This is a genomic window from Micromonospora auratinigra (assembly GCF_900089595.1).
Classification (GTDB): domain Bacteria; phylum Actinomycetota; class Actinomycetes; order Mycobacteriales; family Micromonosporaceae; genus Micromonospora; species Micromonospora auratinigra.
Genome location: NZ_LT594323.1, coordinates 4,697,529 through 4,712,223, shown reverse-complemented (window position 1 = coordinate 4,712,223; position 14,695 = coordinate 4,697,529). Strand labels below are relative to the sequence as shown.

Sequence of the window (14,695 nt, the reverse complement as noted above, 5' to 3'; positions counted from 1 at the left end):
ACCGGTCACCGGCGCGGGCCGGAGCGTCACCTTCAGCGAGCGCTCAGCCTGTCGCGGGCGGCCTGCCCGTACCCTGGACGCGTGTCCGCCGTGGATCTCGTCCTGCTCCTGCTCATGCTCGTGTTCGCGATCAGCGGATACCGCCAGGGCTTCGCCATCGGAGCGCTCTCGCTCTCCGGGTTCTTCCTGGGCGCGCTGGTGGGCCTCCAGGTGGGTCCGCTGGTGGCGCGGCAGTTCAGCGAGAGCGGCACCCGCGTGCTGATCTCCCTCGTGGCGATCTTCGGGCTCGCCGTGCTGGGTCAGGCCCTCGCCGGCTGGCTGGGCTCGCACCTGCGCAAGACGATCACCAACGACCTGGCCAAGCGGGTCGACGACATCGGCGGCGCGCTCGTCTCGGTCCTCGCGGTGATGCTGGTGGCCTGGCTGGTCGCGGTGCCGCTGGGCTCCTCGTCGGTGCCCTGGGTGGCCTCCTCGGTGCGCAACAGCGCCCTGCTCACGGTGATCGACCGGCTGCTGCCCGACAAGGCGCAGGACCTCTCCACGGCACTGCGGGACACCGTCGACACCAACGGCTTCCCGGACGTCTTCGGTGACCTGGCCCCCACCCGGGCCCGCCAGGTCTCCCCGCCCGACCCGGCGCTGGCCGGCTCCCAGGTGGTGCAGACCAGCCAGCGGGCAGTGGTGAAGGTGCTGGGCTCCGCGCCGAGCTGCGCCCGCCGCATCGAGGGCTCCGGCTTCGTGTACGCCGACGACCGGGTGATGACCAACGCGCACGTGGTGGCCGGCACCCGCTCGGTGGCCGTGGAGCTGCGCGGCGAGCGGTACGACGGCGAGGTGGTCGTCTACGACCCGGAGCGGGACCTGGCCGTACTGCACGTGCCCGGGTTGCCCGGCCCGTCACTGCGCTTCGCCGCCGGGGCGGCCGGCAGCGGGGCGGACGCGATCGTGCTCGGCTTCCCGCTCGACGGCCCGTACGACGCCCGCCCGGCCCGGATCCGGGACGTCGACCGGATCACCGGTCCGGACATCTACTCGGCCGGGGACGTCACCCGGGAGATCTACACGATCCGGGCACTGGTCCGCAGCGGCAACTCGGGTGGCCCGTTGGTCTCCTCCAACGGCCTGGTGCTCGGCGTGATCTTCGCGGCGGCGGCCGACGACCCCAACACCGGGTTCGCGGTCACCGCCGCCGAGGCCCGTCCGGTGGCGCTGGCCGGCGCGGAGCGTACCCGGGCGGTCGGCACCGGCGAGTGCACCTGAGCCGGACCGGTCAGCCCGCGGACGCGGCGGCCGGGGCCACGTCGTCGCCGGAACGACCGATCGACAGCTTGGCCCGGCCCCAGGTGAGGGTCCGGTCGAGCACCGCGCGGGCCATGATCGCCACGCAGGTGCCGCCGTTGACGAAGGACGCCACCACGTCGCTCGGGTGGTGCATGCCCCGGTACATCCGGGTGACCGCCACCCCGATCGGCACCAGCACCAGCAGCGTCCACCAGGCCGCCTTGGCCGGGGTGCTACGTGCCCGCAGCGCCAGCAGCACCGCGATCCCGACGTAGAGCGCGGTCGCCGCCGAGGTGTGCCCGGACGGGAAGCTGGAGGTCGGCGGGGAGACGTCCATGTGCTCGACCGCCGGCCGGCTGCGGTCGATCACCATCGTGGTGAAGAGGAAGACCAGCGCCTGCGCGGTCACCGCGGCGCAGAGGAAGAGCGGCTCCCGCCAGCGGTGCAGCACCAGCCGCAGCACCAGCGCCACCAGCACCGTCACCGCGACGATGACCTGGGTGCTGGCCAGCGTGCTGAACACCAGCGACACGTCGTTCCACCCCGACGTGCGGTCGGCGGCCAGCTCTCGGTTGAGGCTGTCCTCGACGGTGAACGGCCACGTCTTCGCGAGCACCCGGGTGATCAGCAGACCGAGGGCCACCATGACGGAGAAGAGCAGCGCCAGCGGCAGCAGGACCCGCCGGGCGACCTGGACCACGACATCGGACATGGGCCGCCCTTTACCCCGAGCGGAGCAGAACTACGCGTGGTCCTCGTCCGGGTCCGGCTCGGCCAGCTCCGGCTCGACCCCCTCCCGGGTGGTACGCGCCGGCCGGCGACCCGTCCGGGAGCGCCAGGTGCTGAAGCCGGCGGCGGTGGCGGCGACCGTCGCCGACCCGAGCAGCCACCCGCCCACCACGTCGCTGGTCCAGTGCACGCCCAGGGCGATCCGGCTGAGCCCGGTCACCCCGGCGAGCAGCACCGCACCCGCCCAGAGCGCCCAGCGCAGCGGCCGCCGGTCGCGGGCGTACGGCAGGAAGACCAGCAGCAGCACCCCGGCGGCCAGGGTGGCGTTCAGCGCGTGCCCCGACGGGAAGGAGTAGCCGGCGGCCCGGGCCACCGGGTCCAGCAGATCCGGGCGGTGCCGCCCGACCAGCAGCTTGAGCAGCCCGCCGAGGAGCCCGCCCACGGTCATCGTGGTGATCACCCAGACCGCCAGCCGGGGTGCCCGCCGGTAGAGCAGCCAGCCGACCAGCAGGGCGGCGGTCACCCGCAGCGGGCCCGGGGCGAAGACGTCGCTCCACACGCTCATCGTCCGCACCCAGGCGGGATGGCCCAGCGCGTAGCGGTGCAGCGCGTCGGTGACCGAGGCGTCGAGCCGGAACAGCGGCGGCCAGGCGCCCAGCACCAGCAACGCGAGCAGGGCGAACGGCACCAGCACCAGGAACGCCGCGACGGCCGCCACGGTCAGCCGCAGGCCGAGGGAGCGGTCCGGGTCCAGCCGGGCGGACCGCCAGGAACGCCCGTCACCCGGCACCCGATCGTCGACATCCCGCACGTTCATGCGCTGACCACTACCCCGGGAGCGGGCAGGTCAGACCCGTGACTCAGCGACGGGCGTGCCGGATCCGGCGGACCACCAGGGCCGCGCCGGTGACCAGTGCGACGAGGAGGGCCAGGGCGGTCCAGAGTCGGTCCGGCGCGTCCCCGGTCGCCTCGCCCGCGGCCCGGGCCGCCCACTTCGTCTGCTGCCGGGGCACCGTGTAGAAGGGGTCGCCGCCCTGCCCGGCGGCGGCCCGGGCGTCCCCGGAGCCGGGGGCCGGGCCGAAGCCGACCACGCCGGGGGCGGCGTTGTCGTCCAGCGGATTGCGCCCCACCGACGGGACGTCGGCGGTGAGCGCGGCCACCGGGTCCACCAGGCCGTAGCCGAACCGGTCGTCGCGGCCGGTCGGGCCCAGGTCCTTCGCGGTGCTGACCAGCCGGTTGACCACGTCCCCGGCGGACATCTGCGGATACCGGGAGCGGACCAGGGCCGCGCTCGCGGCGACCAGCGGCGAGGCGAAGCTGGTCCCCTGTACCCGCCAGTACCCGTCCGGTCGGGCCCCGTGCAGGCCGGTCGCCGGGGCGGTGAGCACCGTCTCGTGACCGGTGATCGAGCCGGACCAGAGATCGGTGACGTTGCGGGCCAGGCCGGCCACCGCGATCACGCCGGGTTCGCGGGCCGGGTACCAGACCTTGGCGCTGGCCGAGGTGGCCAGGTTGCCGGTGCAGGCCACCACGACCACGTCCTTGGCGAAGGCGTAGTCGAGGGCGGCCGCCAGGGCGGGGCTGTCCCCGCCACCGCCGAGGGACAGGTTGATCACGCGGGCGCCGTTGTCGACCGCCCAGCGCACCCCCTTGGCGACGATCAGCGCGTCGTCGTACCGGTTCTGGTCGTCGAGCACCCGTACCGGCAGGATCTTGGCGTCCGGCGCGAGACCGACCACCCCCCGGTCGTCGTCGTTGCGCCCGGCGATCAGACCGGCGACGGTGGTGCCGTGCCCCACCGGGTCCGGCCCCTCGGAGCCGCCCGGGGCGACCAGGTCGAGACCCGGCAGCACCTGGCCGGCCAGGTCCGGATGGGAACCGTCCACCCCGGAATCGATCACCGCGACCACCACGCCCCGGCCGGTGGAGAGCCGCCAGGCCTCCTTCGCGTGCAACGCGTCGAGCTGCCACTGGTCGTCGCGGACCTGGTCCATCCGGACCGGCGAGCCGAGGGTGGCCACCCCGGCGGGCTCCCGGGGCGCGGTGACCGGCCGGACCGGGGCGGCGTGCGCCGGCGGGGCCAGCGGACCGGCCACGCCGGCCACGGTGGCGGCCACGCCGAGCAGCGCGCGCCCGGCGATCCGCCGGGTCACGGTCGAAGCTCCCTGCCGATCCCTGGTCACATTCCCCAGCCATTCATCGCGACGAGACCATGCTGCTCGGAGATTACCGGTTCCGCCCCACCCCACGGTGCAACTCGGTGGCACCGTTCATCCCGGGGGCAGATGGGCCAGCTGCACCAGCCGGACGCCTTCCCGGCGGGTCACCAGCCGACCCCGCCCCGGTGGCAGCGGTCCCGCCCGCACCTGGCCGATCAGCGCGCCCTCCTCCGACCCGCCCGACATCACCAGGCCGGGCGTGGAGAGCTCGCGCAGCCGCTGGATGATCGGCTCGTACGAGGTGCGGCCCGCGCCGGCCGTCCGGCGGGCCAGCACCAGGTGCAGGCCGACGTCCCGGGCGTGCGGCAGGTGTTCCTCCAGGGCACGCAGCGGATTGGTCGGCCCACCGGCCACCAGGTCGTAGTCGTCCACCAGCACGAACAGCTCCGGCCCCGCCCACCAGCTGCGGTTGCGCAGCTCCTGCGGGGTCACGCCCGGCCCGGGCAGCCGCCCCTGCAGGTAGCCCGCCGCCGACTCGATCAGCTCGGCGGTGTGCGGCGCGGCCGTGCCGTACCCGATCAGGTGCGGCGTCTCGATCGTGCCCATCAGGCTGCGCCGGTAGTCCACCAGCATCACCCGGGCCTCGTCCGGGGTGAACCGTTCGACGATCGAGGTGGCCAGCGCGCGCAGGAACGACGACTTGCCGCACTCGGCCTCGCCGAAGACCACGAAGTTGGGCTCGACCGCGAAGTCCAGCACCACCGGGCTCAGGTCGGCCTCGGCCACCCCGATCGCGAAGGCCAGCCCGCCGGTGCCGCTGCGGTCCAGTTCCGCGTACGGCAGCACGGGCGGGAGCAGCCGGACCGGCGGCGCACCCGGACCGGCCCACGCCCCGGCCACCGCCTTCACCAGGTCGGCGGCCTCGCCACCCAGCTCGGGGACGGTCGGCTCGGCAGCGAGGAAGTGCAGGCCGGCGGCGGTGATGCCACGCCCCGGCCGCTGCTCCGGCACGGTCGCCGCGAACTGCCGCTTGCTCACCAGCGTGTCCGACGGGTCGCCGAGGCGCAGCTCGACCCGGGAACCGAGGAGGTCCCGGATCGCCGGCCGGAAGTCCGACCAGCGCAGCGCGCTCGCCACCACGTGCACCCCGTAGCCGAGGCCCCGGGTGGCCAGGTCGGTCACCAGCGGTTCCAGGTCGTCGTAGGAGCTGCGCAGGGTGTGCCAACCGTCGATCACCAGGAACACGTCGCCGAACGGGTCGGTGCCGGGCTGCCCGCCGGCCAGCGCGGTGGCCCGCCGCCGGCGCCAGGCCGCCACCGACTCCACGCCCGCCTCGGCGAACTGCCGTTCCCGCCGGGCGAGCAGGCCGGCGATCTCGCCGACGGTACGCCGGACCGCGGCGTCGTCGGTGGGCCCGGCCACCCCGCCGACGTGCGGCAGGTCGCGCAGCGGGGCGAGCGTCCCGCCGCCGAAGTCGAGGCAGTAGACCTGTGCCTCGGCGGGGGTGTGGGTGAGCGCCAGCGCGCAGATCAGCGTGCGCAGCACGGTGGACCGACCACTGCGGGCGGTGCCCACCACCGCCACGTGCCCGGCCGCGCCGTCCAGGGCCAGCCAGAACAGGTCGCGGCGCTGCTCAGCCGGCTTGTCCACCACCGCCACCGGCACCTGGAGGGCGCCGTGCAGCTCCGGGTTCGCGACGGTGAGGCCGCGACCCGGGTCGACACCCACCGGGCCGAGCAGCTCGTCGAGGCACGGGGAACCGTCCAGCGGCGGCAGCCACACCTGGTGGGCCGGTGGACCCTGCCCGGCCAACCGCGACACCATCAGGTCGAGCAGGCTCTCGGCGCCCTCCTCGTCGTTCGCCGGCAGCGCCGGGACGGCCGGCTCCGGCACCGGCACCAGGTGGGTGGAGAAGGTGAGCAGCCGCGCCGCCGCACCGCCCGCCGCGCCCCCGGCCGCGCCCCGGCGGCGTACCGGCCCGGAGACGTACGCGGCCTTGAACCGGGCCAGCGGGTCGGTGCCGGAGCGCAGGTAGCCGTGCCCCGGGCTGCGGGGCAGTTCGTGCGCGTCCGGCACCCCGAGCACCGTCCGGGACTCCAGCGCCGAGAAGGTACGCAACCCGATCCGGTACGACAGGTGGGTGTCCAGCCCGCGCAACCGCCCCTCCTCCAGCCGCTGGCTGGCCAGCAGCAGGTGCACGCCGAGCGACCGGCCCACCCGGCCGATCTGCACGAAGAGGTCGATGAAGTCCGGCTTGGCGGAGAGCAGCTCGGAGAACTCGTCGCAGATGAGCAGCAGCGACGGCAGCGGGGCGAGCGGGGTGCCGGCGGTCCGGGCCCGTTCGTAGTCCCGCAGGCTGGCGAAGTTGCCGGCCCGGCGCAGCAGCTCCTGGCGGCGGGTCAGCTCCCCGTTGATCGCGTCGACCATCCGGTCGACCAGGGGCAGCGCGTCGGCCAGGTTGGTGATCACCGCGGCGGTGTGCGGCAGCCGCTCGAACGGCGCGAAGGTGGCCCCGCCCTTGAAGTCGACCAGCACGAAGTTGAGCTGCTCCGAGCTGTGCGTGGCGGCCAGCCCCAGCACCAGGGTGCGGAGCAGCTCCGACTTGCCGGATCCGGTCGCGCCGATCAGCAGGCCGTGCGGGCCCATGCCGTCCTGCGCCGACTCCTTGAGGTCCAGCTCGATCGCGCCGCCGTCGGCGCCCACCCCGATCGGCACCCGCAGCCGGTCCCGGGCCGCCCGCGCCGCCCACCCCTGGTCGGCGGTGAAGTTCTCCGGGTCGCCGAGGCCGAGCAGCTCGGGCAGTCCCGGCTCCGCGCCGGGCGGGGCGTCCGGCCCGCGTACCGTGCCGGCGAGCCGCAGCGGGGCGAGCCGGCGGGCCACCGCCTCGGCGTCGGCGGGCGCCAGCGCGTCCGCGCGGCCCACCTCGGCGTGCCCCTCCGCCGACCACGAGTGCAGCCGTCCGTCGGTCAGGTCGAGCAGCAGGGCGTACCGGTCGAGCAGCCGGGGCGGCGGGGTGTCCAGGTCGAGCACGGTCACCGCGTCGATGCCACCGTCCCCGGCCAGGTCGGTTGCCCCGGTCAGGTCGCCCCCGTCGAGCAGCACCAGCACGTGCGGGCCGTCGGTGGCCGGGCCGGCCGGACTGAACCGGGAGCGGCTGGCCAGCACGTCGTCGAGGAGCCGTTCCAGCTCGGCGGCGGAGCTGGTGACCAGCCGGACCGGGCCGAGCGCGTCGCGGCGGTTCGGGTGGTGGGCGTGCGGGAGCCACTTGACCCACTCCCAGACCGCCCGTCGTTCCGGCCCGGCGCAGACCGCGATCAGCAGCTCGTCGGGGGCGTGGAAGACCGCGAGCTGGGTGAGCAGCGCCCGGGCGAGCCCCTGGGCGGCCGGCGAACCGGTGCCGGGCCCGTCGGCCGGACCGCGGACGAAGACCCGGGCGAAGCTGCGCAGCGAGAGCGCCACCGGCAGGTCCGGCACCACCGAGTACGCGTCGAGGAAGCGGCGCAGCGCCCCCGCGGTCATCGGCTCCAGCTCCTCCAGCGGCCGGGTCACCGGCGGGACCAGCGGGGTGGCCAGGGTCTGCGGGCCGACCCCCACCCGCACCACGGCGAAGTCGGGGTCGCCCGGCCGGCGCTCCCACACCCGGTGGCTCTCCACCGTCGACCAGAGCCGGCCCGGGTCGGGATGCCGGTAGTAGAGGCCGGCCCGCTGCGCGCCCGCGGTCTGCCGGACCCGGCGGCGCAGCGCGGCCAGGTGGCGCAGGTACTCCCGGCGGGCGGCCATCATCTCCGACTTGCGGGGCGTGCCGGAGGCGCTGCCCCAGGAGGTCACCAGCATGGCGACCGAGGAGAGCCCGAACATGCCACCGACCACGTACGAGTAGGCCCCGCCGCCCCGGCCGAACATCATCGCCATCGCCACCGTGCCGCCGAGCATCGGCAGCACCATCAGCGCCTGCTGCCAGCGCCCGCCGGTCAGCACCGGGATCTCCGGCGGCGCCTCGACCGGCAGCTCGCCGGCCGGGATCTCCGGCGCCGGGCGGCGTGGCGGCCGCTTGATGACGACAGTGGACACTGAGCCCTCCCCGTGGCTCTCGGTAACCCGAGCCTGGCTCATGGTAGGTAAAGTCCTGTCATCCGTCAGTCACCCGTCCCGCTCAATATGGAGAGACATAGATGACAACCGGGCTGGCTCGGGTCACCATCAGTGCCCCGCAGCGGCGGGTGGACGTGGCCCTGCCGGAACAGGTTCCCCTGGCCGAGCTGCTGCCCGAGGTGCTCCGGCACGCCGGGGAGGGGCTGGCCGACGACGGCGAACGGCACGGCGGCTGGGTGCTGCGCCGCACCGACGGCGCGGTGCTGGCGACCGCACAGGCGCTGCTGCCCCAGGGCGTCCGCGACGGCGAGGTGCTGCACCTCGTCCCGGCCCGCGCCGAGTGGCCCGAGCTGGAGTACGACGACGTGGTCGAGGCGATCGCCGACGGGGCCCGCCGGCGGGGCGCCGCCTGGTCACCGGCGGCCACCCGGGCGGCCACCCTGGCCGGGGCGGGCGTGCCGCTGGCCGTCGGGCTCACCGCCGTGCTGGCCGCCGGTCCCGCCCGGGGTGACGGCTGGCCCGTCGCGGCCGCGGTGGCGCTGCTGCTCGTGCTCGCCGGCACCGCCGCCAGCCGGGCGTACGGGGACGGCCCGGTCGGCACCACCCTCGGCGGGTACGCGCTGCCGTGGGCGGCGGCGGCCGGTGCCCTGGCGGTCGGCACCGGCGACCCGGTCGGCCCGTTCGGGCCGCTGCGCTGGGTCGGCGGTCCGGAGCTGCTGGCCGGCTCGGTGGCCCTGCTGCTGGTCTCGGTGCTCGGTCTGCTCGGGGTGGCCAGTCGGGCCCGGGTCTTCGTGGCCGGGGCGACCGTCGGCGCGGTCGGCGCGTCGGCGGCCCTCGGCGGGTTCCTGCTCGACGCCGCCGGCACCGCCGCCGTGCTGCTCGCCGTCCTGGTCTTCGCCCTCGGCGGCCTGCCGCTGCTGGCGTTGCGGCTGGGCAAGGTGCCGCTGCCGTCGATCACCCTGCCCGCCACCGGCCCGGAGGGCGTACGCGACCTGCCCGACAAGGGACGGGTGCACGCGGCGGTGGCCCGCACCGAGGAGGTGCTGACCGGCCTGCTGCTCGGTCACGCCCTGCTGGCGGTGGCCGCCACGGCGGTGCTGGTCGGGGCGGGCGGGACGGCCGGTCGACTGCTGGCGGCGGTCGGCGCGGCGGTGCTGCTGCTGCGGTCCCGGCTCTTCGTCGCGGTCCGGCACCGGGTGCCACCCGTGGTGGCCGGGTTGACCGGGTCCGCCCTGCTCGGCGCGGTGCTCGCCGGGCCGGCCGGCCCGACCGGCCGGCTGGTGCTGGCGGCCGGCGGGCTGCTGCTGGCGTTGGCCGCGGTGACGGCGGGCGCCACGTACGCGCGCCGGCCGGTCTCGCCGTACCTGGGCCGGTTGGCCGACCTGACCGACACCGCGCTGGTGGTCTCGGTGGTCCCGGTGGCCTGCGCGGTGCTCGACCTCTACGACCGGGCCCGTGGCCTGCTGGGCTGACCGGGACACGAACGGGCCCGGGTCGCCGTGCGACCCGGGCCCGGAAGTCCGGTGGTGGATCAGTGCGTCTCGCCGCGCTCCTCGGCCTCCTTGGCCCGCTGGTACGACGCCTTGATCTCGGCCTCGGCCTCGACCCGGCCCACCCAGGTCGCGCCCTCGACCGACTTGCCCGGCTCGAGGTCCTTGTAGACCTCGAAGAAGTGCTGGATCTCCAGCCGGTCGAACTCGCCGAGGTGGTGGATGTCCCGCAGGTGCTCCTGGCGCGGATCCTCGTAGGGCACGCAGAGGACCTTGTCGTCGCCGCCCTTCTCGTCGGTCATCCGGAACATGCCGATGGTGCGGCAGCGGATCAGGCAGCCCGGGAAGGTGGGCTCGGGGACCAGGACCAGCGCGTCGAGCGGGTCGCCGTCCTCGCCGAGGGTGCCCTCGATGAAGCCGTAGTCGGCCGGGTACTGCGTGGAGGTGAAGAGGGTGCGGTCCAGCCGGATCCGGCCGGTCACGTGGTCCACCTCGTACTTGTTGCGGTGACCCTTGGGGATCTCAACCGTGACGTCGAAATCCATCTTCCACGCTCCCTCGTTTGCCCACGCTGGCTAACGGAAACCAGTGGCGCCGCCCTCCGCGGGTGGAACGACCCCCGCCGGCTCCGGCCGCCGCATAGTGTTCGGACCGAAGTAGTGTCACCCAAGGCGCTCAGCAGCGGGGGAGGAGGGGGTCGTGGGGAGGGAAGATTCACACTACCGCCCGGAGGGGGTTGACGGGCCGAAGTCCGTAGGGTCCGGTTCCGGCGGTGCCACCGGCCGGGTCCGCGTCCCCGGTGTCGGTCCCGCCGGTCGCCCGGGCGGCTCCGCCCCGGTCGGTCGCCCCGGCGCGACCCCGCCCGGCGCGGTCGGCCGGGCCACCCCGGGCCGCTACGACCCTGCCGCGGCCACCCCGGGCCGCTACGGCCCCGCCGCGGCCGCCCCGGTGAGCCCGCCGGGCGGGAACGCCGCCGGCATCCCGGTCAGCCCTCCCGTGCCGCCGTACGGTGCCGCCCCGCCCCCGCCCCCGCCCCCGCCGGCCCGGCGCGGCCGGGGTCGGCTGCTCGCCGTGCTGGCCGGCGTGCTGGTCGTCGCGCTGGCCGCCGTCGGCCTCGCCGTGGTCCGGCCCGGCCCGATCGCCGGCTGGCTCGGTGGCGGGGCCGCGTCGCCGACGGCCGAAGCGCGGGCCGCCGAGCCCGACCCGCCGGCCGTGCTCGCCGGCCCGGACGCCAACGCCCCCGAGCCCACCCCCGAGGGGGTACGCGCCGCACTCGAACCGCTGGTCCGGGCCGCCGCCCTCGGCGAGCGGGTGAACGTCTCGGTGGCCGACGTGGCCACCGGGCAGTCCCTCTACGGCAGCGGGCAGGACACCCCGACCGTGCCCGCCTCGGTGACGAAGCTGGCCACCGGGGTCGCCGTGCTGGCCGCGCGCGGTCCGGCGTACCGGATCCCGACCCGGGCGGTGGCCGGGGCCGAGCCCGGCGAGGTCGTCCTCGTCGGTGGCGGTGACCCGACGCTGGCCGTGGACAAGAACGGCTTCTACCCGGGCGCGGCCCGCCTCGACGAGTTGGCCGCCCAGGTGCGCACCGCGCTCGGCGGGACCGCGCCGACCCGGGTCACGGTCGACTCGACCCTGTTCACCGGTCCGAAGTTCGAGCCCGGCTGGGACGCCGACATCCCCACCGGCGGTTTCGGCGCGGCGATCACCGCGTTGATGACCGACGGAGCCCGACGCGACCCGGAGACGGCCCGCCGGACCGCCGAGGAGACCAACCACGCCGCCGAGCGGGTGCCCCAGCCGGACCTGACCGCCGGCCGGCAGTTCGCCAAGCTGCTCGGACTCTCCGGCGACGCCGCCGAGGCGAAGCCGGGCACCGCGCCGGCCGCCCCGAGCGCGTCGGCCAACGGCGCACCCGCCCCCGGGACCGAACTGGGGAAGGTCGAGTCGCTGCCGCTGGTCCGGCTGGTCGACATCATGATCAGCGAGAGTGACAACGTGATCGCCGAGACGATGGCCCGGCAGGTGGCGCTCGCCAAGGGCAAGCCGGCCTCGTTCGCCGGCGGGGCCGCCGCCACCGACCAGGTGCTCGGCGAGCTGGGCCTGCCGGCCGACGAGATCAGCCTGGCCGACGGCAGCGGGCTGTCCCGCACCGACCGGATCAGCCCGTCGTTCCTCACCGACCTGCTCACCCTCGCCGGCAACGGCAGCCACCCGGAGCTGACGGCGATCTTCGGCGGGCTGCCGGTCGGCGGCTGGTCCGGCACCCTCAACGACCGCTACCAGGCGGCGGTGACGAAGGCCGGCGCCGGCGTGGTCCGGGCCAAGACCGGCACCCTGACCGGGGTGAACGCCATCTCCGGCCTGGTCACCACCGCCGACGGCCGGCTGCTCACCTTCGCCGTGCTGACCGACCAGGCCCCGCCGGACACCCTCGACGCGACCCGCCAGGCGCTCGACCGGATCACCTCCGCGCTGGCCGGCTGCGGCTGCCGCTGAGACGCTACGACGGTCGTCGATCCCCGGTTGGGGTGTCGCGGCCCGGGTACGGTGGGTTCATGGCGCAGTTCGTGGACTGGGATCTGGCCGCCGCCACCGCGGGGGCCCTGGGCAAGTCGGGCCCCCGGGTGTCGTACGCCGAGGCGACCGACGTGGTCACGGAGCTGCGGCGGCTGACCGAGGAGGCAGCCGGGCACGTGGCCGACTACACAGGCCTGCGCTCGCAGGTCGCGCACCCGCCGGTGCGGGTGGTGGACCGGCGGGACTGGGCGGCGGCGAACATCGCCGGGCTGCGCGAGGTGATCACCCCGCTGGTGAGCCGGCTCTCCGGCGACAAGCGCCCCGGCGCGCTCACCGAGGCGGTCGGCTCCCGGCTCACCGGCGTGCAGGCGGGCACCATCCTGGCGTACCTCTCCGGCCGGGTGCTCGGCCAGTACGAGGTGTTCGCCGGGGACCCCGGTCAGCTGCTGCTGGTCGCGCCGAACATCGTCGAGGTGGAACGGAAGCTCGGCGCGGACCCCCGGGACTTCCGGCTCTGGGTCTGCCTGCACGAGGTCACCCACCGCACCCAGTTCACCTCGGTGCCGTGGATGCGCGCGTACTTCCTCGGTGAGGTCCAGGCGTTCGTGGACGCCGCGCAGGGCGGCGAGCACCTGCTCGAACGGCTGCGGCGCGGCGTCGCCACCCTCTCCGACGCGGTCAAGGACCCGGAGAGCCGGGCCAGCGTGCTGGACATCGTGCAGACCCCGGCGCAGCGCGCCGTGCTGGACCGGCTCACCGCCCTGATGACGCTGCTGGAGGGGCACGCCGAGTTCGTCATGGACGGGGTCGGGCCGCAGGTCATCCCGAGCGTGGAGTCGATCCGGGCGTCGTTCAACCGGCGGCGGGAGTCGGGCAACCCGGTGGAGAAGGCGATCCGCCGGCTGCTCGGCATCGAGGTCAAGATGCGCCAGTACGCCGAGGGCCGCAAGTTCGTGCACGGGGTGGTCGACCGGGTCGGCATGCCCGGCTTCAACAAGATCTTCAGCTCGCCGCTGACCCTGCCCCGCCTCGACGAGCTGGGCGACCCGGGCGCCTGGGTGGCCCGGGTGCACGGGCCGGCGGGCGCGACCCCGGCCGCCGGCTGAGCCGGGCCCGCGAGCCGTGGGCGCGCTCGCCCCACCGGTCGCCGCCGTCCGGGTGGCGGTACGCCGGGCGCTGACCGGACTGCCCGGCCCCGGACCGGTGCTGGTGGCCTGCTCCGGCGGCGCTGACTCGCTGGCGCTGGCCGCCGCCACCGCCTTCGTCGCCCCGCGCCTCGGCCGACGGGCCGGCCTGGTGACCGTCGACCACGGCCTGCAGCACGGTTCCGCCGGACGCGCCGAGGCGGTCGCCCGGTGGGCCGGCGAGCAGGGGCTCGACCCGGTCGAGGCGGTGCCGGTGCGGGTCACCGGCGCCGGTGGTCCGGAGGCGGCCGCCCGGACGGCCCGGTACGCCGCACTGGTGGCCGCCGCCCGACGGCACGACGCCGCCGCCGTGCTGCTCGGCCACACCCGCGACGACCAGGCCGAGACGGTGCTGCTGGCGCTGGCCCGGGGGGCCGGCCCGCGTGGGCTGGCCGGCATGCCGGAGCGCCGTGAGCTGGCCGCGGTGCCGCTGCTGCGTCCGCTGCTGGACGTGGCCCGGGCGGACACCCGGGCGGCGTGCGCCGCGCTCGGCCTGATCCCCTGGGACGACCCGCACAACGCCGACCCCGCGTACGCCCGGTCGCGGGTCCGGGCCGATCTGCTCCCGGCCCTGGTCGACGCGCTCGGCCCCGGGGTGGTGGGCAACCTGGCCCGGACCGCAGCCCTGCTCGCCGCCGACACCGCCGCCCTCGACGAGCTGGCCGCCGCCGCGCTCGCCGGGGCCCGGGCGGCCGACGGCGGCCTCACCGTCGACGCGCTGGCCGCGCTGCCGGCCGCGGTGCGTACCCGGGTGCTGCAGGCCTGGGCCCGCGAGTTGGGCGCCCCGCCCGCCGCCCTGTCCCACCGGCACGTCACCGCCCTCGATGCCCTGGTCACCGACTGGCACGGTCAGGGCCCGGTGCACCTGCCGGGCGGCATTCCCGTGTGCCGCCACGCCGGCCGGCTGCACGCCGCCTGAATCCGCGGTCCTCACCGCCCGCTCCACCCCGACCGGTCCCGACCCGGCTCGATCGGCCCAAGCTCCTCCCGGTCCGACCGGCACCGGGCCTGGCCCGACCCGCGCCGGCCCCGGTTGCCACTCCGACCCCGACCCGATCCGGCTCTGACCAGTCCGGTTGGGCGCGGGCCGCCATGTCCATCTGCCGCCTTTGCTCTGCTTCAACGGGCGCAACAGAAACGGCCCCGCAGTGTTGCGTGGGTTGAAGCAGAGCAAAGGCGCTGGAGAAGGGTTGCCGCCGAGCCGGCCGGGCACGCCGCGCCCGAGGAGCGCGCGACGTTC

Annotated in this window: 10 protein-coding genes; 5 read left to right on the top strand and 5 right to left on the bottom strand. The window is 75.9% G+C overall.

Annotation, left to right across the window (positions count from 1 at the left end):
• Positions 1-81: 81 nt before the first annotated feature.
• Positions 82-1,260 (top strand): MarP family serine protease, encoded by a 1,179-nt coding sequence (locus GA0070611_RS21105; RefSeq protein WP_091667028.1) that lies wholly within the window; start codon positions 82-84, stop codon positions 1,258-1,260.
• A gap of 10 nt (positions 1,261-1,270) precedes the next feature.
• On the opposite strand, the gene GA0070611_RS21100 is transcribed toward GA0070611_RS21105, so the two are convergent.
• From GA0070611_RS21100 to eccCa, 4 genes are all read right to left on the bottom strand, one after another.
• Positions 1,271-1,993: a phosphatase PAP2 family protein gene (locus GA0070611_RS21100; RefSeq protein ID WP_091667026.1), complete on the bottom strand. Its 723-nt coding sequence runs from the start codon at positions 1,991-1,993 to the stop codon at positions 1,271-1,273.
• Positions 1,994-2,023: 30 nt separating this feature from the next.
• Positions 2,024-2,827, bottom strand: coding sequence for a phosphatase PAP2 family protein (locus GA0070611_RS21095; RefSeq protein ID WP_091667024.1), 804 nt, complete (start codon positions 2,825-2,827; stop codon positions 2,024-2,026).
• 43 nt (positions 2,828-2,870) lie between these two features.
• A complete protein-coding gene (gene mycP, locus GA0070611_RS21090) occupies positions 2,871-4,193 on the bottom strand; it encodes a type VII secretion-associated serine protease mycosin (protein ID WP_407940379.1) in 1,323 nt (440 codons plus the stop codon).
• A gap of 87 nt (positions 4,194-4,280) precedes the next feature.
• Positions 4,281-8,240 carry a type VII secretion protein EccCa gene (eccCa, locus tag GA0070611_RS21085; RefSeq protein WP_091667022.1) on the bottom strand — a complete coding sequence of 1,320 codons (3,960 nt, stop codon included), beginning with the start codon at positions 8,238-8,240 and terminating at the stop codon, positions 4,281-4,283.
• Between the two features lie 101 nt (positions 8,241-8,341).
• Here eccCa and eccD point away from each other — a divergent pair, with 101 nt between their 5' ends.
• The gene (eccD, locus tag GA0070611_RS21080) at positions 8,342-9,733 is read left to right on the top strand and encodes a type VII secretion integral membrane protein EccD (RefSeq protein ID WP_091667019.1); all 1,392 of its coding nucleotides are present in this window, start codon (positions 8,342-8,344) and stop codon (positions 9,731-9,733) included.
• A 59-nt stretch (positions 9,734-9,792) separates the two neighbouring features.
• On the opposite strand, the gene GA0070611_RS21075 is transcribed toward eccD, so the two are convergent.
• On the bottom strand, positions 9,793-10,296 hold the full coding sequence (locus tag GA0070611_RS21075; protein ID WP_091667016.1) for an inorganic diphosphatase: 504 nt from the start codon (positions 10,294-10,296) through the stop codon (positions 9,793-9,795).
• A 451-nt stretch (positions 10,297-10,747) separates the two neighbouring features.
• On the opposite strand from GA0070611_RS21075, the gene dacB reads away from it, so the two are divergent.
• From dacB to tilS, 3 genes are read left to right on the top strand one after another with little or no spacing between them, the layout of a single operon-like run.
• Positions 10,748-12,250 carry a D-alanyl-D-alanine carboxypeptidase/D-alanyl-D-alanine endopeptidase gene (gene dacB, locus GA0070611_RS21070; RefSeq protein WP_407940447.1) on the top strand — a complete coding sequence of 501 codons (1,503 nt, stop codon included), beginning with the start codon at positions 10,748-10,750 and terminating at the stop codon, positions 12,248-12,250.
• 59 nt (positions 12,251-12,309) lie between these two features.
• Positions 12,310-13,377: a zinc-dependent metalloprotease gene (locus GA0070611_RS21065; RefSeq protein WP_091673211.1), complete on the top strand. Its 1,068-nt coding sequence runs from the start codon at positions 12,310-12,312 to the stop codon at positions 13,375-13,377.
• A gap of 16 nt (positions 13,378-13,393) precedes the next feature.
• Entirely contained in the window at positions 13,394-14,374 is a 981-nt protein-coding gene (tilS, locus tag GA0070611_RS21060) for a tRNA lysidine(34) synthetase TilS (RefSeq protein WP_091667011.1), read from the top strand.
• The last annotated feature ends 321 nt before the right edge of the window (positions 14,375-14,695 follow it).

Coding starts and splice junctions, on each gene's coding strand:
- GA0070611_RS21065 (WP_091673211.1), top strand. CDS start 12,310: ATGGCGCAGTTCGTGGACTGGGATCTGGCCGCCGCCACCGCGGGGGCC.
- GA0070611_RS21100 (WP_091667026.1), bottom strand. CDS start 1,993: ATGTCCGATGTCGTGGTCCAGGTCGCCCGGCGGGTCCTGCTGCCGCTG.
- eccD (WP_091667019.1), top strand. CDS start 8,342: ATGACAACCGGGCTGGCTCGGGTCACCATCAGTGCCCCGCAGCGGCGG.
- GA0070611_RS21095 (WP_091667024.1), bottom strand. CDS start 2,827: ATGAACGTGCGGGATGTCGACGATCGGGTGCCGGGTGACGGGCGTTCC.
- GA0070611_RS21075 (WP_091667016.1), bottom strand. CDS start 10,296: ATGGATTTCGACGTCACGGTTGAGATCCCCAAGGGTCACCGCAACAAG.